Raw genomic sequence first — 19201 nt, 5'->3', positions numbered from 1 at the left:
AAGCGGGGACTGCATGCTGAGGCGCAGCTATAAAACCGTTCCTAACCCGGTTGGCGCTTCTGTGAGGCGCTATCAGCCTTAACGTTCTGACTCGACAGCCCGCCCGCTCGTAAAATCAAGAATGACCGTAAACCTCTGTTGCTCACGGATCACCTCAATCTGCCAGCCCAGCTTTGCGCACAATTGCCGCATCAACTGCAACCCAAGACCATATCCATAGTCGTCGGATTCCTGCCGCGGCTTGGCCTCGTTGATGTAATTGGCAATCACCAGCCGGGGGTATTTGAAACTGATATCCACCGTGCCCTCTTCCGCGTATTGCAGCGCATTGCGCAGGAAGTTGCCGATCACGATACGACACGCCGTAGGGGGCAGTCGGCAAGGTTCGTTGTGGATGTCGATGCTCAGCTCAATATCCCGGTGACCGATCAGGTAGCGGTGTTTTTCAATCAGGTCGCCCACCAGCTCGCTCAGGTCAACGTCTTCTTCCGGCAGCGGCTCTGGACGCTCGCGACTCATCCACAGCAATGTCTCGGCGATCAGTTGCATATTCAACACCGAGCGTTCTATGCGCTGCAATGAGGGTGGCAGCACACCGCCCGATTGCAGGGCCAACAATTCGATAGTGGCCTTGAGCACCGCCAGGGGCGTGCGCAGTTCATGGCTGGTGTAGCGCAACAGGCGGCCTTCGCGCTGGCTGGCGGCCTGCACCTGCTCAACACTTTTGGCCAGGGCATCAGCCAGCATGTTGAACTCCTTGAAACTGAAACCCGGCCGTGTGCCGGTCAGTGCCTCAGGGTCTTTGAGTGTGCCGGACCATTGCACCAGGCGCCCCAGCGGCCGAACCAGCCACCAGACCAGCAAGGCGATGATGATCAGCGCCGGCACGAAGACCGCCAGGCTGATGAACTTGACACTCTCTATGACCTGATCGAAATAGGCGTCAGACAACGGCGTCTCGACCTCTCCCCCTGCTTCCTTATCGTGATCGATGTCGTACATGTAGAGGATTTTGCCGTCACCCAGGGGTTGTTCGAGGATGATCTGGAAGGGCTCGTCGTCGTCATCGGAATAGAGATCGCCAAAGATATTCACCGCGCCGAAGGACAGGCTCGGCGATGTCGTGAGCAACTCGCGCACGTCCTGCGGCAACGCCTCCTTGCCGATGACGCTGGTGTAGAAGTAATTGTGCGGCGTCGGCGTGGTCGGGTCCTGTTTGTAGTGCCGGAGAAAATACTGAGCTTCCTCCTCCATCATCGCGCTGGCCGTGTAGAACAGGCCGCGCACGGTGAATTCAGGCAGCAGCTTGCTGTAGATCACCAGCACCACCGCAATCAGACACAGGAAACTGCCGCTGATTACCCACTTCAGACTCAGGCCGTTACGCATGGGGTTTTACCTGAATGCCGACACCCGCCAGGGTATGAATCAACGGCCGGCCAAAGGGTTTGTCTACCGTCTTGCGCAGCCGATGCATATGTACTTTGAGCGAATTACTGTCGGGCGGCTCATCGCCCCAGATCTTCGCCTCCAGGCGCTCCCGAGAGACCGGTTGAGGACTTGCGCGCATCAGGTTTTCCAACAAGGTCCAACAGATGGGCGACAAATGCAGCTCCTGCCCTGCCCGGCTGACTTTACGCGTGGTCAGTTCCATCACCAGGTCGTCCACTTGCAGCCGACTGGTCTGGCCGCTGCGACGCAGGCTCAGGGCACGAATCCTGGCGACCAGTTCGGCCAGTTCGAACGGCTTGACCAGGTAGTCGTCGGCGCCAGCGGCAAAACTGGCGAGCTTGTCGGATAACGCGTCCAGCGAGGTCAGCATCAGGATCGGCGTCTGGATGCCTTGCTGGCGCAACCGATCGCATACCTGCTGGCCATCCAGTCGCGGCAGCATGATATCCAGGAGAATAACGTCGTAATGCTGATTGAGGGCCAGGTTAAGTCCGGTCTGACCATTACTGACGTGATCGCAGACGATGCCGCTGATCTCCAGGTACTCGATGACGGTGGTAGCCAGGTCCAGATTGTCCTCGACCAGCAGCAGATGAATATGCACGGAAAAAACCCCTCGGGCAGGCAGTGCGCAGCGGTGTGAAGAATAGCGGAAGTCGGGCTTTATCCCCCGATGTTTACCTGGCGTTAACCTGGTGCTGCTTAGGCTAAGGCTCTTCTTATCCAGAGCTCGTCACCGTCATGAACCTGTATTCGATGATCAAAGGGGTGCTGTTAGCCGTGATTTTCCTCGCGCTGATGGTGGGCATCCTTCCACAGCAAACTCAGCTGGTACGCATGGGAGGCAATGGCTGGTTTCTGGTTGGCCAGAATGTTGAGCAGACAGGGTCGTGTCATGTCGCCCGTGCGTCGTGATGAGCTGGGCGCCAACTATGCCAGCCAGTTGGTCGCCTGCGTGGTGCTGGTTATTGGTGTGGCGGTTTCGATGGGTATCTATATCGCGCGCTTGAATGCGCACCTCGATGAGCAACGCGACCTGTCCTCGGTGTATCTGCCCGACTGCCCTGACGGCCGTGGTGGTTTTATGGTCTATCCCGATGACAGGCGCAGTGGTGACGAGTGCTACCCCGCGCAGGAAGATGAGTCGATCGATGTCGATGAGCTGCAGCGGCTATCAGCCTGGAACCTTGCGCAACGGTTCGACTACCTCCTGCCTGCAGTTCAATCACCGCGCACGTTTTAGATGCACGGCCTTTATGCTTACCCAGTGCAGGCGCTGGGCCGCTCTAAAGCCGCTGCGCTGGAGGCAGACTTGCTGCGCAACGGCGAGCTGTGCAGCGCACCAGAACACCCTCTCAACCTTTAACGCCTGAATATACCGCCGCGTTGATCACTGTCATTGTTAGTTGAAACACATACTGCCAATCCTCCACCACACCACCCATCACCCCCGCTGGCGAGTACACTCGACGGCAATGCCCACCAGGACAACCCTACTGGGCAGGTTGCTGCTGATTATCATGGAAACTTGAGAAGGACACTCAAATGGTACGTGCCGTTACTATTCTCACCGAGAATTTTTCTGACTGGGAGCCCGCGCTGATCAATTCCACGGGCCGCGCCTACTATGGCTTCGAGACTTGTTTTGCCGCTCCCGGTGGCAAGCAAGTAACATCATCCGGAGGCATGACCATCATTCCCGACCTGGCCATCGAGGCCATTCGGCTGGACGATGTCGACTTGCTGATTGTGCCGGGAGGCCCGATCTGGAGAACAGACAACGCCCCCGCCATCGAGGCGCTGGTCCGTGAGGCTCACGCCAGGAACATCGTCGTGGCGGGAATCTGTGACGGTACCCGCGTACTCGCCAAGGCTGGAGTGCTGGATCACTTGCAGCACACCTCCAATTCCGCTGACAACCTCAAGCAGGTGCATTATCGCGGAGCAGATTATTACCAGGACGTACCGTACGCCGTTGCCGACCAGGGTGTGGTCACGGCTCCTGGCAGCGCGCCGGTCAGTTTCATGGCGCAAATTCTCGACACCTTGGGTTTGAACGACAAGAAGCTGGATGCCTACCTGGCCATGCATGCGGCTGAACATATTCACGGCTGAACCCTTTCCCTCTATCTCTCCCCCTCACCTCGGCGCTGCGGCCAGTTACCGGGCCGTAGCGCGCGTCACCGTTGAACCGCCCCTCCAATACTCAAAGCGGCAGAACCGTTGCTGAACATGATTGAGTGGTGGATATGTCTGGACATGCCGCCTGACGAGGTCAACAAAATCGCCCGGTTCCGCGAACTCAATGATGCTCAAAAAGCGCTGATGCTTTCAGCTCGTAAGGAGTCAGGGAAACTCACGGAGGGGGTTATTCTGTCGAAGTCCACGGAGGTGCTGTTTCGGGCGGTACCGCCGAGCCTTTACCTGGCGATGGCGATGACTGGGCCAGAAGAGAAAGCTTAGCGATTCAGACTGATGAATGTGCATGGAATGAGCGAGCTGGACGCCGCTATGGCAGTGGCTAGAGCCATTCACCACAGGCGCGGCATGCTCTTTTAAGGTGGAGTTCAGTAGCAGACCTAGAACTTCAGGAGCGAGGCATTAAACATTATCGTCCAGCCAAATCTCATAATTCCGGCTCATGGGAAGTATCAATTGCAGGGGCAAGGCTCGCCATCGTATCGTCGATCGTGCTGATCCGCCTTTACCGGACAGCATCTATTTCGTCCAAGGGCAATGGATGGACGAATAGCTATACGTAAAACAGGGAAGAAGACTGAAGAAGGTTGCTCCTCATGGCAAAAAAACCTCGTTTTTACGCAGTGGTGCATGGCCGCCAGACGGGCATTTTCAACAAGTGGGAAGGCGGTGCCCGCCTTGCTATCGATCACTTTCCGGGCGCTGATCATCGAGCCTTCAGATCACTTGAGCTCGCAGAAGAATGGTACCGGCAGAACACACGCAATCCACACTCCTGCCACTCTCCCATCTACCACTTTAACTCTGAAATCTTAGGAGCTGCATCGAGCGACGTACCCTTTCAAAAAGCGCTAGACGGCACCAGTCCGAAACGAATCATCGTTTACGCAATCGTGGACCCTGAGACTGAGGAGCCATTTTATGTTGGCGAGACCGGAAATTTTGCTCGTCGTCAGCAAGCCCACCTAAGAACCGCACATGAAAAAACAAAACGAGCCGCAGCGAAAATCGCGCAAATTCTGGCAAAGGGCCAAGTACCTGCATTCAAGGCTATTGAGTTTTGTGACTCTAAAATGGCGGCGCTAGAAGCCGAGACTAAGTGGATCAAACATTATGTCGAGAGGGGGTACACCGTCTGGAATCGCTTAAGAGAACACCGTGAGATCCAGGAGCTCCATAGCGCGCCCCAGACACCCATGGATAAAATAATAGGAGACGGTCCTATTAACCTAGGCCGCCATCACTATCCCTCTCGATTTGAGCTCAAGACCAAGTTACGCCGCTACCTTTCGGGAGAACCATTCGGCCGAGTCGCGCACCCTGTAGCGATCGAAAAACTCAGCTTGATATGGGGTACAACAAAGCAGAGCGGTCCTGCGAGCGAGTTCTGGGTTGTACCTGGTCATCCGCATCGACGACTGCATGCGGTCATCGATGGCATCACTGTCGATTTCGACTATACGGCAGCGATAGACCGAATCCGTGGAGATTAAAAGCGTGCCACTAATACCCATGTGACGCGCTACCTTCTTGGTTCACGGGAGCTCATCTGGCTTGCGCAGTAGCACTGCAACAGAGCGACTAATTTAGTTCAAAAGGAGAGGCAGTTGAAACACTTTGTAAAAAAGCCTGCATTTCTGCAGGCTTTTCTCTATCTGGCTCCACGACCTGGACTCGAACCAGGGACCCAATGATTAACAGTCATTTGCTACCTGCCCATACGCTCCAGAGGGCTCAACGGCAACTGAATGCTGATAGCCCCCTACCCGCCTCCTCACCGATGACGCGTATCGACATCGACCTCAACCGACATGCCCGGGCGCAGCGAGGACTCGAAAGGCTGGTCCGGATCAACAGATATGCGCACCCCGATACGCTGCGGTACCTTGACGAAATTGCCCGTTGCATTGTCCGGCTTGAGCACCGCGAATTCCGAGCCCGTCGCTGGTGAGAGCCGCTCGACATGCCCCGTTAGCGTCGCCCCTCCTAACGCATCAATCCTGAGCGTCGCGATCTGGCCGGGCGCAATAGCCTTAGTCTGCGCCTCCTTGTAGTTCGCGACTATCCAGTGATCAGCGGGCACTACCGACATCAATTGTGTGCCGTGGGTCACGAATTGGCCCAACCGCACGCCCACTTCTCCGAGCACGCCATCCTCCGGCGCCTGGATGACCGTGTGATTAAGATCAATCTGAGCCGCACGCAGTTTTGCCTGTGCCACCCGCACCTGGGCTTCCAGACCTTCACGGCCGACATCCACGGTACGCAACTCCTCCCGAGCAATCGACTCTTGCGCACCCGCCTGCTGTACCTCGGCCTGGGCTTGACTGAAATCGGCTCGTGCCTGGTCGCGCTCGCGCGTAGAAATGGCGCCATCCATGACCAACGCGTTTGCGCGCTGCATGTCAGCGCGGGCACGCAATAAGCGCGCCTGCGCACCGGCCATAGCTGCAACATGACTCTCGATGCCCGCCATGCGAGCAGCGTGCGCCTGCTGGTTGTTGGAGAGGTCGGCATTGGCGACGCCAAGATTGGCCGTCGCCTCATCTACCTGCGCCTGATAGACCTCATCGTCAATACGCACAAGGACCTCGCCTCGCTTGACCTGCGCGAAATCTTGCCCGGCCACCTGGACGATATAGCCGCTGACCTGAGGGGCAATCACCGTGGTTCGCCCCCTCACATAGGCGTTATCTGTCTGTTGCAGACCTGCGTCAAAAGGCGGCAACTTCCAGATGTACAGGACGATCGTAATAACGCCAATCGCAGCCAGCACCATGATGATGCCTTGCAAACGGCCCCGGGGCGGGGGCGACCAATGAAAAGCAGTGTGTTCAACATCCGATGGAACAGTCATGGAATCAGTCATTTACGTTCTCAGGCTCGCGACGGATGCGCGAGAGGAAAAAAGCCGACATCTGCAGATAAAACACATACATCGCGGTGCCAAAAGCCAGCACTGACACGATGCGAAAGACGTCATTGAATGCCAGTACGCTAGCCTGTTGCTGCAACGCTTGTCCTAGCAGCTTGCTGCTCTGTTTCTGGCGCTGTTCCGGGTCGGCTATATGACTCGAAAGCAACGCCTCGCCAATGCCGAGGCGCGCTACGACAAGGGGATTGGTGATCGGCGCACTGTCCGCCAGGCTAGCGATATGGGACTGGGTTCTGATGAACTCGTAGCTGCCCATTACAGCCGACCCTGCCAGGCTGCCGATACTCTGGCTCGCCCCGTACAGGACCACGAGCGTGATCATGTACTGAGGTCCCTTCGCGAACAGTTTGAGAAAGCCAAAGATCAAGGCAGGCCCGATGAACAGCGTCGCACCGAACCCAATCAAACACTGGCTCAGGTACAGTTGCGGCGCACGCGTGAGGCTGGTGGATTGCGAGTCCAGATACGCTCCCGTTGCGATAAACAACGCCGCGACCATGACCTGCCAGGGGATACGTTTGGGCGACAACGTCAGGCAAGCGACGACGATCCCCATCAGCATCGACACCAGTACGCACGCAAACAGGACACGCAACTGATCGTTATTGAGCCCGCCCATTGATAGCAAACCTACCGAGCCGAAAGTCTGCTCGGCCAGCGATAGCCGAACCAGCAGCGCAATCGCAACAAAACGCATCAAGTCGAAACTGCCCAGCCATTCCAATTGCAACAGCGGCTGACGCCGACGTCGTTCAATGAACACCACCGTCACCAGCAACGAGATAGCCGCCACCAGCATCCAGCCGAGAAAGGGCGCGTCGGTCCACCAATAGCTCCGGCCGAGGCCAAGCACACCGGCAAACAGCAGGAAGGATGAAACCAGCAATACAATCACGACTGCGTCCGAGGCAGCAAACACGCTGGCCCTATCACTGCGTGGCAAAGGCACCGCCAACGTCACACCCAACACCGCTATACCAATGCCTAGATTCAACAAGTGCAGCCCCAGCCAATGTTCCGAGGCGAGAAATTCCACGGGAATCATGCGCGCCACCGGCGATCCTATCTGGGTAAGCCCTACGCTGATAATCAGGGCCATCGGCTGGGCCGATGGGGCTATGGCCTGCATCAGATAATAGGTACTCAAGGCGATCAACGTCGCGCACATCAAGCCGTTGATCGCCGTGGCAATGACCGCAGCTGTCAAAGTGGGCCACAGTAACTGCAGCACACAGGCAGCGATGTAGGTACCGACAATGCTTGCCGTGACCAAAGGGATTCCGAACTGCATCCGGGCCTTGACCAAGGTCAGGTTGGCGCTGGCATTGATCGCCAAAAAAACTGCCACCAACCACGAGACCTGAGCCGTGTACTCGCCAATAGAGCCAGAGATTACGCCTAGATTGCTCGCCACCAGGCCGTTGCACAGCGTCGTGCAGGTCCCGAGGAATAAGCCTACGACAAAATATATGCCACGCCTGGCCGGCGACAGCCTGGGCTTATAAGGACTGCCCGCCATCGCCGGTTTCTCGTCAGCTTTGAACACGTATTCAGCGCTGGCCATGTACAGGTAACGCCTTCTTTTGCTGTCGCTGCAGACGCTTCACGGTTGGGATGTCGGAAGGCTGAAGGCCATTACATAGTCACCGGTGTCGGGAGAATGCGCTGCCCCGCCTACGGAAATGACAACGTACTGTTTGCCCGTCGTCGGCGAGACGTAGGAGATCGGCGTGGCGCTGGCGCCGACCGGTAATTCATGTTCCCAGACGAGTTTGCCACTTTGCCCGTCGTATGCCCGGATGTAGTAGTCCTGATAACCGGCAAAGAATACGAGGCCGCCTGCCGTGGTCATCGTTCCTGCATAAGTTGGCATGCCCATGGGCATGGGCAGGTGTGATGCGATACCCAGTGGCCCCAATTGCTCTGTGGTGCCAGCCGGCACTTGCCAGGCCACCTTGTGCGTATTCAGATCGACCGCCGTGACGGTCCCATAGGGTGGCTGGTTGCACGGAACCCCTAGGGATGACATCCAGATATAAATGGCTTGACCGTAAGGTGTTTTCAACTGCGGTGACGGCCCATGTCCGCTCACCTCGATCTGGTGGGTTTTTGTCCAAGTATTGAATTCATCACGAGGCATCAGCCAAAAGATGTTCGGCACCCGGATATCGTTCATATAAGCCAGATGATTAACGGGGTCGTAGGAGACGCTACCCCAGTTGAATCCTCCGATATTGCCGGGCTGATCCAGCGCCTTGGTCAGACCGATCGGCGTGAAGTCGCCCTCGTAGCGCAGTTGCTTGAACATGATGCGGCACATGAGTTGGTCGAACATGGTTGCCCCCCACATCTTCTTCTCGGTGAGGTGTTCGGCACCGATAGTCGGCATCCCTACCGAATAAGGCTGTGTAGGCGAAAGCTTTTCTTCAGGTACCGCACCGGCCGTAGGCACGGGCTTTTCGACGACGTCCGCAATCGGCTCTCCGGTGGCGCGATTTAGCAGGAAAAGCTGGCCACGCTTGGTGGTTTGCAATACCCCGGGGATGGTTCCGCCTTGGCCGTCAGGCAAATCGACCAGCGCGGGTTGAGAAGGCAAGTCGTAGTCCCAGATGTCGTGATGGACGGTCTGGAATTTCCATTTCGGGCGGCCCGTCATGATATCGAGGGCGACAAGGGAAGAGTTGTATTCATCCGAGTGTGGTGGTCGCTCCATGCCGAAAAAGTCCGGCGTGGCATTTCCCAGCGGCGCATAGATAAGACCCAACTGGTCGTCATAGGCAGCGGCGGTCCACATGTTGGGCGTGCCGGGCGTGTAGGTCTGCCCCGCCGGTGGCAAACCGGTTATGTCCGGGTTGCCCAGGTCCCACGCCCATGCCAGTGCGCCGGTGCGGGCATCAAAGGCGCGGATCACGCCTGACGGCTCACCGCGACTGTAGTTATCAACTACCCAGCCACTGATAATAATGTAGTCGCGCGCCACCAGCGGCGCGGAAGTCTGAAAGTAGAACCCAGGCTTAACGTCGCCCATGCCCTGCTTCAGGTCGACGACGCCGTCGCTGCCAAAACCTGGGCACTGCTTGCCGGTCTTGGCATCTAGTTCTATCAGGCGCGCATCGATGGTGGAATTGACGATTCGTTCCGCACAGACGCCATCAGCCGGCGCCTCCTTGAGCTTGTAGTAACCCAGGCCGCGGCAACGGTTCCAGATAGGAGATGCACTATGGGTATCGAATTTCCAACGTTCTACCCCCGTATCTGCATCGATGGCAGCAATGCGATCATCGGGTGTGCAAGTGAACAACGTATCTTCAATTTGCAATGGGGTGTTCGAATCCACGGCGCCCTTGTCCAACTGGATCTTCGCGCCGGTACGATACGTCCAGGCCACTTTCAGGTCCTGAACGTTGTCACGGTTGATCTGCGTAAAGGGCGCGTAGCGCGTACCCGCAGTGGTTCGGCCATATGCGGACCAATTTGAAGGCGTGGTGTTTGTGGCTGCTGCAGTAAAAGGTGTGCCCGAGACAGGAGAGACGACACCATGTGGAGTAAAGGCAAACCCAAAGAACACAGCCGTCCCTAATAGCGCTAGTACACCCAGGCCGCGTATCCGACGCCGGGAGTCCGCAGGCGACCAAGTGGATAACAGGAGCAAGCCGATGCTCGCCAACGCTGCCGGTACGAGCAGGCGTGGAAACAGCGCCCAATAGAACGTGCCTGACTCCCAGAGCGCCCATGGAACACTCAGCACGGCAACCGCTACCAGCAGCCATACTCCACAAACTTGCCTACGCCAAAGCATGACGCCAGCGCTCAGATAAGCCCATCCGGCCAGCACGTAATAAAACGATCCGCCAAGGGTTAAGAGGTAAGCTCCACCTAACAATAGCCCCAGCCCCATCAAGGCAACTAGGCTGGCAAAAATACGATTTATCGAGGTCACAGTTGAACTCCTATACGCTAAATGGCTCTCAGACTTGGTGATGATAGTGTTAGCCTATTAATTTTAGCCATGCCATATGGAGCAACTATACATTGCATAAAAGCAACGCCATGTGGAGCGAATACCACACCTTCCTCGTTGCCGCGCAAACATTGAACTTCAGCCGTGCGGCTGAACGGCTTGGGCAGAACACTTCAAGCATCAGTCGCGCCGTGACCCGGCTGGAGGAGCATCTGGGTCTGCGCTTGTTCAATCGGATGCCCTCTATGCGATTGACGGACCCGGGCGAGCGGCTCTATAGCGAAATCGCGCCCTTGTTCGAAGGCCTTCAGGAGGTTGAAAGCGCGATCAAGTCGGATGATGGAAAAATTAGAGGACGTATCCGGGTCGTCGGATCGCCCGAGGTTGTGCACTGGTTTATCAACCCGGCTATCGCTCGAATGCTGGAAGAACAGCACGAAATTCATTTTGAAGTGGAGGCCAGCACACGCGTGCCAAACCCCATTGAAGAGCCAGTGGATGTCTACTTCAGTCATCGCCGCGCCGAAGTGATTAACAAGTCGCTGGTTGCTCGGCCAATCTGTTCAATGCCACAAGGGTTATTCGCTTCTCCCCTGTTACTGGCCGGCAGGAAACCTCCCCGTGTACCGGACGATCTCCTGCAATGGCCCTGCCTTGGACGTCAGGGAGAACCCGAGTGGGAGCTGATCGACCCCCAAGGACATAAACACCTGATGCCGGTGCAAGCCATCCTGCTTGCCACACCGAACGATGCGCGCATGGATCTTACTCTGCGCGGACTTGGCATCGCGCAGTTCAATTTGCCCAGCGCCAATGAGGCCGTAGAGAGCGGAAAACTGGTACGTGTTTTACCTGGCTATACCCTCCAGAACATGTCGCTGTATGCTTTTTTACTGTCACGGCGCTTGATTCCGCAGGCGGTGCAGATCTTTCTGCGCTATACCACGGAAGAGGCAAAAAAATACTTCCCCGATTGAGTCCTGACTTGATATCGGTTCGTTAGGGCAGATGACGTACGACCTTAATAATCTTATAGCCTCCTATTCGTTGCATAACCGAGTAAAAACACTATGGGCAATTACTTTCATCATGTTCTTATTGGACTATTGGCCCTGCTTCCTATGGCCAATCCTCTAACTAGCATCTCCCTTTTACTAGGCCTTGGAGGAAAGCTGCCTACAGTAGAGCGTAACCGGCAAATCCTGAAGGCAAGCTTATATGTAGCTCTGATTATGTTTGTCAGCTTCTACGGAGGCAGCCTGGTAATGCAGGTATTCGGAATATCTGTCCCCGGCTTGAGAATAGCCGGAGGCCTGATCGTTACCTACATCGGTTTCGCCATGCTTTTTCCAGCAACGACACCTGACGAAACAGAGGTTCAGAAAGATTTCCTTTCAGAGAAAGAGAAATCAACCCCACATTTCCGCGATCTGTCATTTGTACCTTTAGCTCTTCCTGGTGCAGCAGGCCCCGGCACGATAGCGTTGCTTATCAGCTCCGCCTCTACCCTGCAGTCGACCTACCAGACCCTGCCACTCGTCATTCACCTTGCAGCCGCAACCGTATTCATCATTACTGCGCTTATTTTCTGGATAGCTTTACGATGTTCGGGGCGAATCATGAAAGTGCTTGGTGAGTCAGGAATCGATGCAATTTCCCGCGTCGTTGGTTTTCTACTGGTTTGTATGGGCGTTCAGTTCGTTATCAATGGTGGTTTTGAGTTAGCGTATACACCTATGCACTGAATCATAGCTTTTTATAATAGTGAATTATTAAAGGCCGTTGATACTTCCGCGGCCACATTCGCTAGCACCAGGTGAATGGGTGTTCCTACGCCTATGGAGAACTGACGCCTTGCCGCCCTCAGGAAGCTAGGAGGCCAGACTTGGACAAAATCAACATTGGCCAGTTACGACTAGTCCCACTACAAAACAATGGTTAGTGCGCTGTGAACCAGCTGGGGTGTAGCACCGGAAAATGTTCCTTCAGCCAATCCACAAATGCCTCGACCTGAGGCGCAAGATGCGTTCTGCTTGGATAAAGCACGGAAACCAGGCGAGGCTTTGGACGAAATGCCTTGAGCACTTCGATCAGTTCTCCGCTTGCGAGGAATGTCTCAACGGCGATTCCAGGCGCTTGAACAATGCCGAAGCCTGCAACACCGCATTGAACGTAGGCATTCGACTCATTCACGGTGATTCCACGCCGAGGCGTATGTGGACGATCTTCGCCGTCTACCGAGAAGTGCCAAGGCAGCGGTCTGTTATTTTGACCGGAAAGGAAGCTGACACATTGGTGGTCTACTAGATCTTGTAGGGTTATGGGTGCACCGCAGGCTTGGAGATAACCTGCAGACGCACAGGTCACCATGGTGGCGGTGCCAATTTCTCTAGCCACCATGCTTGAATCCGGAAGTTCACCCATTCGCAATACACAGTCGATGCCCTCGGCTACGAGATCTACCGTACGGTCGGACACGCCTAGCACAAGCTCTATTTCGGGAAATGCCTCGGTAAACCTCTTAAGGTTTTCCATGAAGCTGTGCTGGGAAAATGCAGTCGGGATGTCAATTCGAAGCCGCCCTCGCAACGTCGATCCACTACGGTCAAACATGGAAGTGGTTTCTGCGATGGTTGCCAAAATCTCTTTGACCCGTTCGTAAAACCGCTCTCCCTCAGCAGTCAGTTTTACTTTACGCGTAGTGCGCTGGAACAGACGGACACCCAGCGAGGCTTCCAGATCCTGAATGGTGCGTGTGACGTGCGGTCGCCCGGCCTGCATTGCCTCAGCGACTTTGGTGAAGCTCCCCAACTCCGCTAGCTTGGCGAATACTTGCATCGACTGTAGAAGCTCCATAAGTCTCTTCTCGGGAAGCGAGTTAACTGGATGATTGTTGCTTATCAGGATAACAATCCTGTTGCTTTCTGCACATTTATCCAGGGCCGCGAAACCTTAACAATGTCCTCAGCGTAAAGGAGGAGCTTTGCTCCCCTGCACATTCAAAATTGTTGGAGACAGAAAATGAAAGCGTGGCTTCTAAAAGATTTCGGCTTGGATAATCTCGTGCAGGGCGAAACGGAAACCCCCGTGCCCCGAGCGGGTGAGCTGCTGGTTAAAGTAGGCGCTGTATCACTCAATTTCCGGGACAAGGCCATCGTTGACGGCATCTATGAACCTCACAGGGTGCCCAAGCCGCTGATCCCCGTCAGCGATGCGGCGGGAACTGTCGTGGCAGTAGGTGAAGGTGTCAGCCGCTTTGCTATCGGAGATCGGGTCAACTCACACCTCTACTCCCGTTGGTTGGACGGCATGCCTGGGCCAGATGAACCCAACTACTGCTTCGGCTCGCCATTGCCTGGTGGTCTGGCGCAATACATGATCATCCATGAAGACAGCGCAGTACGTGCCCCCGACAATATGTCTGATGAGGAAGCAGCGACCCTTCCAATTGCTGCTCTGACGGCGTGGTATGCGCTCGTCGACTATGGCCAGATAGAGGCCGGCCAAACCGTTTTGGTTCAGGGTTCTGGAGGTGTTTCTGTTTTTGCAGCACAAATTGCTACCGCTTTGGGAGCCAAGGTTATCGTCACCTCCAGCCGTGATGGCAATCTGGAAGCTGTAAAAAAACTGGGCGCGGTTGCGGGTGTGAATTATCGCACCACCCCTGAGTGGGCAGAGGAAGTTCTGAAGCTCACTGACGGCAAGGGAGTGGATCTGCTGCTGGATGTGGCGGGCGGGGACGGCATCAACCAATCGATTGCTGCGACAAAGGCAGGTGGACGTATTGCACAGATCGGCTTTCTGACAGGCCAGACCTCCGCCTTGAACCTGATGCCTATGATTTTCCGGCAAACAACGATTCGCGGCATAGCCGTTGCTCCACGCTCGTCATTTGACCGAATGAACGAATTCTTGAACGAGCACAAGATTCGCCCGGTAATCGACCACGTGTATCCATTTGATCAAGCACGCGAAGCGTACGAACATCTGGCCAGAGGCGCCTTTGGTAAGGTAGTAATCAAAATCGCGTAGGACCAAGCCGCTTCAATCTCACTCGCCCGCTGCAACGGCAGGCGCGTGAGCACGGCCTTCAAATAAGCATGCGGATCATGCCCATTGATGGCGTCATAGGAAGCGCGCTAAGCGTCTGGATTGCTGGGTCAAATCCCAAGCAAAAAAAAGCCTGCATCTCTGCAGGCTTTTCTCTATCTGGCTCCACGACCTGGACTCGAACCAGGGACCCAATGATTAACAGTCATTTGCTCTACCAACTGAGCTATCGCGGAATGCGCCGTATGTTACTGATTAAAAAGAAGAAGTCAAGCGTCCCCAGAAATTTTCCGCAAATCGCCCCCCTGTTCGCTTGAATACGACGGTTCCCTGGCCAGTTCCAACCAGGCCCGCGCTGCCGGTGGCAGGTGAGCGCTGGCGCGCCAGGCCAGGGCGATGTGCCAATCGGTGTGGGGTTCGTCCAGGGGGATCAAGGCGATGCCGGGGTGTTGGTGTTTGTGCGCCAGCATCCGGGGCAGGAAGGCGACGCCCAGCCCGGCGGTGACCAGGTCGACGATAAAGTCTATTTGCCCACTGCGAGCGGTGACTTTGGGTGTCACGCCTTTACGTTCGCAGGCGCTGAGGATCTTGGCGTTGAGGGCAAAGCCGGCTTCGAACAGGATGAACGGCGAGTCGGCCAGGTCGGTGAAGTCGATGCGCTTGCGCCGGGCCAATGGGTGGCCCATGGGCAACACGGCGATCAATGGCTCGTTGCGCACCGGTTGGTAGTCGAAGCCTTCATCAACCGGTAGCAGCAAGGCGGCGAGGTCAACCTCCCCCGCTTCCAGGCATTCGCGCAGCCTTTTACTGCCGTATTCGGTCAGTTCGATGTCGATGCCCGGGTAGCGGCTGCGGTAAGTGGCAAACATGGCCGCGAACAGCACGCCGCACCCTACCGGCGGCAGACCGATGCGCAGCACGCCGCGCTTGAGACCGCGCAGGTCGTTGATTTCAGCCATCAGGTCGGTGCGTTCGGCGAGCATTACCAAGGCGCGGCGGTAGGCAATTTCGCCGGCGGCGGTGAGTTCGTTCTTGTGGCCAAGGCGATTGAGCAGCGGCATGCCTAATTCGTCCTCAAGGGTCTTGACCGCTTTGCTGACGGTGGACTGGGTCAGGGCAACCACTTCGGCCGCCTGGGAGAACCCACCCTGGCGCACCACTTCGACAAACGCACGCAGTGTTCGTAGGTTCATCAGTATTCCTGTAACGACTGAATGGCAGTGATAAAAGTTGTTTTCATCATGGCATAACTTTGCTTAGGGTGTAGCACTTTGCCCTGTGGAGACACCGTCGATGATCATCTCGTCCGCTTCCGACTACCGCGCTGCGGCCAAGCGCAAGTTGCCGCGCTTTCTGTTCGATTACATCGACGGCGGCGCCTACGCCGAGCACACGCTGCGCGCCAACAGTTCGGACCTGGCCGAGATCAGCCTGCGCCAACGCATCCTGCGCAATGTCGACAACCTGAGCCTGAGCACCCATTTGTTCGGCACGGAACTGGCGATGCCGGTCATCCTCAGCCCCGTCGGGCTGACCGGCATGTATGCGCGACGCGGTGAAGTGCAAGCAGCCAAGGCGGCGGCCAACAAAAACATCCCTTTTTGCCTGTCGACAGTGTCGGTGTGTTCGATTGAGGAAGTGGCCTCGCAAAGCCCGCAGTCGATCTGGTTCCAGCTGTATGTGCTCAAGGATCGCGGCTTCATGCGCAACGCCCTGGAGCGGGCGCAGGCCGCCGGGGTGACAACGCTGGTGTTCACCGTTGACATGCCGACACCGGGCGCACGCTACCGTGACGCTCACTCCGGCATGTCCGGCCCCTACGCGGCGCAGCGGCGCATGTTGCAGGCAGTGACCAAGCCGCAATGGGCCTTCGATGTGGGCTTGATGGGCCGCCCCCACGACTTGGGCAATATCTCCAAATACCTGGGCAAACCCACCCACCTGGAGGACTACATTGGCTGGCTGGCCAACAACTTCGACCCATCGATCAGTTGGAAAGACCTGGAATGGATCCGCGAGTTCTGGAAAGGCCCGATGATCATCAAGGGCATCCTCGACCCGCAGGACGCCAAGGACGCGGTGAGTTTCGGGGCCGACGGCATCGTGGTCTCCAACCATGGCGGCCGCCAGCTCGACGGGGTGCTCTCCACGGCCAAGGCGTTGCCGCCGATTGCCGAAGCGGTAGGCGATGACCTGACCGTGCTGGTGGACTCGGGCATTCGCTCCGGGCTCGACGTGGTGCGCATGCTAGCCCTGGGTGCCAAGGCGTGCCTGCTAGGGCGTGCCACCGCCTATGCGCTGGCCGCCGAGGGCCAGCATGGGGTAGAGAACCTGCTGGACATCTTCGCCAAGGAAATGCGCGTGGCCATGACCCTGACCGGGGTCACCTCCATCGCGCAGATCGACCGTACCACCTTGGTCTAGTAGTGATGAGGGATAGTGTACGTTGTGTGCGGATAACCGAAGCGTTGTTTATTTGCGACAAACAACTCGCCCCACCGAAACAGTAAGGTTAACCGGGCCGGCAGTAATGCCGGCCCCAATCAGCCAAATAACTGGCGCCATGCTTTAACAGACTTTTCTTACTTAAAAATTAGTTAATTGATTTATAAGGATTTTTACCAACCAAATACACTTGGCATGAATCTCGCTCCAGTACTGTTCAAGCAGGTTCGGCGATGACAAGACGTGCGGCAGTGCCCCGGGGTTATAACCCAAAGAAAAGCGGTTTAAACTGTTTCCAATGTTTTACGGAACTGAAGGATCAGTAAGACGCTTGGCACTCGCCACCCTCATCCCGCCTGTAAGACAGCCCAGTGCTTAGAGGCCACGCGCTTATGAAAACCCCTACCCAGACCAACGCAATTGACTTTGACAGTGCCAAATTGCAACGCCTGGGATTTGGCCAGCCATCCTTGCGCCCACGCCGCCCCGCCACCCTCGCTGAACTTCGCCAGCAACTTAACCAGCAGTTGCAGACCAGCCTGGAGCCGGAGCGCATCTTGGGCCTGTTCTTTCGTGAGGTTCAGCGCCTGGTGCCGCTGGACGCGTTGCAATACCGTCACGCCGCCAGCGACCTGCGCCTGGAGTTTGGCCACCGGGGTCATCACTCCGTCAGCTACACCCTGAGCCATGAAGGCGAGCATCTGGGGGAACTGGTCTTTCGTCGCAACCAGCGGTTGCTTGAAGAAGAACTGAGCCAGCTCGAACTCCTGCTGGTGACCTTGCTTTATCCGATGCGCAACGCCCTGCTCTACCGCGCCGCCACCCGCAGCGCCCTGCGTGACCCGTTGACCGAAACCGGCAACCGTGTGGCCATGGACCAGACGCTGCAGAGAGAAATCGACATGGCACGCCGGCATTTGCACCCGCTGTCGTTGTTGATGCTGGACATCGACCACTTCAAGAAAATCAACGACACCCATGGGCATGCCGCGGGCGACAGCGTGCTGCGCGCCGTGGCCGGAGCGATCAAACGCCAGCTGCGCAACGTGGACATGGTGTTCCGGTTTGGCGGGGAGGAGTTTTTGATCCTGCTGTCCAACACCGGTCGCGATGCCGCGAGGATGGTGGGAGAGCGCCTGCGCCAGGCGGCACAAGCCCAGGACTACTGGGTGGAGGGCACGCGAATAGAACTGACCGTGAGCCTCGGCTGCTCGACGCTGCTGGCGGCCGAGTCGGCTGAAAGCCTGCTGCGTCGGGCCGACAATGCGTTGTATGTGGCCAAGCGCGAAGGTCGTAACCGCTTGGCGATGGCGGGGTAAAGTCAATTGTGGCGAGGGAGATTGCTCCCTCGCCACAGTTACCGCTACGCCTCGCTGGCGATGCGCACAGGGCGCTCGCGAACGGCTGGCGCCTTGTCTTTCTCTGTATGCTCTAGACGCATGCAGCTTTCCAGGAACAAGTGCATGTAGTCGTAGCTCTTGCATACCGCCTGGCGCAACTCTTCCTGCAGGGCCTTGCTCGGGTTGGTCCCGGCCAGCGTGCAGATGATTTCCAGGGCTTCCCAAGGGTGGGCGTCATCGTACTGGGCGTGCATCTTCAGCCACTTCATCGCCCGCTTGCGATCTTCCTCAGGGAAGGCGGCAGCATACACACCGGTAGAGCAGACCACGGCGGACCACTCCCCCGTCGCCCCCTCGATCGCGTAGTTGGTGGCGGCAATCGCGACGATCAACGCATCCGCCGAGCTGGTGTGCCAGCACCAATGACTCAGGGCGTGCAACTCAGGCGGCACCTCCTGCGCTTGCAGTTCTTCAAGGCTGACGCCGTGAGCCCGCGCCCAATTGACCCAATAGTCGGCATGGTTGAGCTCCACGCGGATATTGCGCATGAGCCAACGGCGCGCCATATCCTCCCCAGGATGACGGGCAAACTTGGTCTTGGTCAGGTTCTGCGCCATGTACAAGGCAAACTGTTCCACCACCGGCCAACCACCAATCAGGTAGTGGCGCATGGTCTTGGCGCTGAGGGCGTTGTCACGCATGCGCTGATACAGTTCGTGCTCGACAACCCGACGCTTGCTCTCGCTACAGTCCTGGATCAATTGCTGCGCCCAGGCGGGGTAACTGGAGGCTTCCATAAGCGGGCCGGTTCTGTTGAAT

At 56.8% G+C, this 19201-nt stretch carries 17 protein-coding genes, 2 tRNA genes and 2 pseudogenes; 10 read left to right on the top strand and 11 right to left on the bottom strand.

The window, feature by feature from the left end:
- Window positions 1–78 precede the first annotated feature (78 nt).
- Both BMH52_RS26335 and BMH52_RS26330 read right to left on the bottom strand, forming a co-directional pair.
- Entirely contained in the window at window positions 79–1389 is a 1311-nt protein-coding gene (locus tag BMH52_RS26335; RefSeq protein ID WP_014719226.1) for a HAMP domain-containing sensor histidine kinase, read from the bottom strand.
- Window positions 1382–2056, bottom strand: coding sequence for a response regulator transcription factor (locus BMH52_RS26330; protein ID WP_019817535.1), 675 nt, complete (start codon window positions 2054–2056; stop codon window positions 1382–1384). The genes BMH52_RS26335 and BMH52_RS26330 overlap by 8 nt, the downstream gene beginning before the upstream one ends.
- Window positions 2057–2193: 137 nt before the next feature.
- Between BMH52_RS26330 and BMH52_RS29360 the strand changes: the two genes are divergently transcribed.
- The 5 genes and pseudogenes from BMH52_RS29360 to BMH52_RS26310 all read left to right on the top strand — a co-directional run bounded on the left by BMH52_RS29360 (window position 2194) and on the right by BMH52_RS26310 (window position 5144).
- The gene (locus tag BMH52_RS29360; protein ID WP_175556187.1) at window positions 2194–2367 is read left to right on the top strand and encodes a hypothetical protein; all 174 of its coding nucleotides are present in this window, start codon (window positions 2194–2196) and stop codon (window positions 2365–2367) included.
- Window positions 2348–2695: a hypothetical protein gene (locus BMH52_RS26325; RefSeq protein ID WP_072433747.1), complete on the top strand. Its 348-nt coding sequence runs from the start codon at window positions 2348–2350 to the stop codon at window positions 2693–2695. Before BMH52_RS29360 ends, BMH52_RS26325 begins: the two co-directional genes overlap by 20 nt.
- Before the next feature lie 302 nt (window positions 2696–2997).
- The gene (locus BMH52_RS26320) at window positions 2998–3567 is read left to right on the top strand and encodes a type 1 glutamine amidotransferase family protein (RefSeq protein WP_032903716.1); all 570 of its coding nucleotides are present in this window, start codon (window positions 2998–3000) and stop codon (window positions 3565–3567) included.
- 93 nt (window positions 3568–3660) lie between these two features.
- A pseudogene (locus BMH52_RS26315) lies at window positions 3661–4011 on the top strand (conjugative transfer ATPase); the annotation flags it as partial.
- A gap of 236 nt (window positions 4012–4247) precedes the next feature.
- Entirely contained in the window at window positions 4248–5144 is an 897-nt protein-coding gene (locus BMH52_RS26310; RefSeq protein ID WP_032903718.1) for a viroplasmin family protein, read from the top strand.
- Between the two features lie 163 nt (window positions 5145–5307).
- Here BMH52_RS26310 and BMH52_RS26305 read toward each other — a convergent pair.
- From BMH52_RS26305 to BMH52_RS26290, 4 genes are all read right to left on the bottom strand, one after another.
- A tRNA-Asn gene (locus tag BMH52_RS26305) sits at window positions 5308–5384 on the bottom strand.
- Between the two features lie 41 nt (window positions 5385–5425).
- A complete protein-coding gene (locus BMH52_RS26300) occupies window positions 5426–6520 on the bottom strand; it encodes an HlyD family secretion protein (RefSeq protein ID WP_038450971.1) in 1095 nt (364 codons plus the stop codon).
- Entirely contained in the window at window positions 6513–8150 is a 1638-nt protein-coding gene (locus tag BMH52_RS26295; protein ID WP_072433746.1) for an MFS transporter, read from the bottom strand. Before BMH52_RS26295 ends, BMH52_RS26300 begins: the two co-directional genes overlap by 8 nt.
- Window positions 8151–8189: 39 nt before the next feature.
- Complete coding sequence (locus tag BMH52_RS26290; RefSeq protein ID WP_034136059.1) at window positions 8190–10526, bottom strand: membrane-bound PQQ-dependent dehydrogenase, glucose/quinate/shikimate family; 2337 nt, start codon at window positions 10524–10526, stop codon at window positions 8190–8192.
- 92 nt (window positions 10527–10618) lie between these two features.
- Between BMH52_RS26290 and BMH52_RS26285 the strand changes: the two genes are divergently transcribed.
- Together BMH52_RS26285 and BMH52_RS26280 are read left to right on the top strand one after the other, a co-directional pair.
- Complete coding sequence (locus BMH52_RS26285) at window positions 10619–11524, top strand: LysR family transcriptional regulator (protein ID WP_069868682.1); 906 nt, start codon at window positions 10619–10621, stop codon at window positions 11522–11524.
- A gap of 93 nt (window positions 11525–11617) precedes the next feature.
- A complete protein-coding gene (locus tag BMH52_RS26280) occupies window positions 11618–12292 on the top strand; it encodes a MarC family NAAT transporter (protein ID WP_072433745.1) in 675 nt (224 codons plus the stop codon).
- A 193-nt stretch (window positions 12293–12485) separates the two neighbouring features.
- Here the strand turns inward: BMH52_RS26280 and BMH52_RS26275 are convergent, their stop codons facing one another.
- Window positions 12486–13385, bottom strand: coding sequence for a LysR family transcriptional regulator (locus tag BMH52_RS26275; protein WP_072434105.1), 900 nt, complete (start codon window positions 13383–13385; stop codon window positions 12486–12488).
- Between the two features lie 183 nt (window positions 13386–13568).
- On the opposite strand from BMH52_RS26275, the gene BMH52_RS26270 reads away from it, so the two are divergent.
- The gene (locus BMH52_RS26270; RefSeq protein WP_072433744.1) at window positions 13569–14579 is read left to right on the top strand and encodes an NAD(P)-dependent alcohol dehydrogenase; all 1011 of its coding nucleotides are present in this window, start codon (window positions 13569–13571) and stop codon (window positions 14577–14579) included.
- Here BMH52_RS26270 and BMH52_RS29790 read toward each other — a convergent pair.
- From BMH52_RS29790 to BMH52_RS26255, 3 genes and pseudogenes are all read right to left on the bottom strand, one after another.
- Window positions 14510–14668: pseudogene (locus BMH52_RS29790) on the bottom strand (transposase domain-containing protein); the annotation flags it as partial. The gene BMH52_RS26270 and the pseudogene BMH52_RS29790 sit on opposite strands and share 70 nt — an antisense overlap.
- Before the next feature lie 89 nt (window positions 14669–14757).
- Window positions 14758–14833 (bottom strand) — tRNA-Asn (locus tag BMH52_RS26260).
- A gap of 33 nt (window positions 14834–14866) precedes the next feature.
- A complete protein-coding gene (locus tag BMH52_RS26255; RefSeq protein WP_073845538.1) occupies window positions 14867–15790 on the bottom strand; it encodes a LysR family transcriptional regulator in 924 nt (307 codons plus the stop codon).
- Between the two features lie 100 nt (window positions 15791–15890).
- On the opposite strand from BMH52_RS26255, the gene lldD reads away from it, so the two are divergent.
- Window positions 15891–17021, top strand: a complete 1131-nt coding sequence (gene lldD, locus BMH52_RS26250) for an FMN-dependent L-lactate dehydrogenase LldD (protein WP_014719250.1) — start codon at window positions 15891–15893, stop codon at window positions 17019–17021.
- A 413-nt stretch (window positions 17022–17434) separates the two neighbouring features.
- Window positions 17435–18361, top strand: coding sequence for a GGDEF domain-containing protein (locus tag BMH52_RS26245; RefSeq protein ID WP_014719251.1), 927 nt, complete (start codon window positions 17435–17437; stop codon window positions 18359–18361).
- A 44-nt stretch (window positions 18362–18405) separates the two neighbouring features.
- Here BMH52_RS26245 and BMH52_RS26240 read toward each other — a convergent pair whose 3' ends face one another.
- Window positions 18406–19179, bottom strand: coding sequence for a TenA family transcriptional regulator (locus BMH52_RS26240; protein WP_178122936.1), 774 nt, complete (start codon window positions 19177–19179; stop codon window positions 18406–18408).
- Between the last annotated feature and the right edge of the window lie 22 nt (window positions 19180–19201).

It is taken from the genome of Pseudomonas sp. BTN1 (assembly GCF_001907715.1).
Classification (GTDB): domain Bacteria; phylum Pseudomonadota; class Gammaproteobacteria; order Pseudomonadales; family Pseudomonadaceae; genus Aquipseudomonas; species Aquipseudomonas paracarnis.
This window is presented reverse-complemented; position numbering and strand designations above follow the sequence as displayed.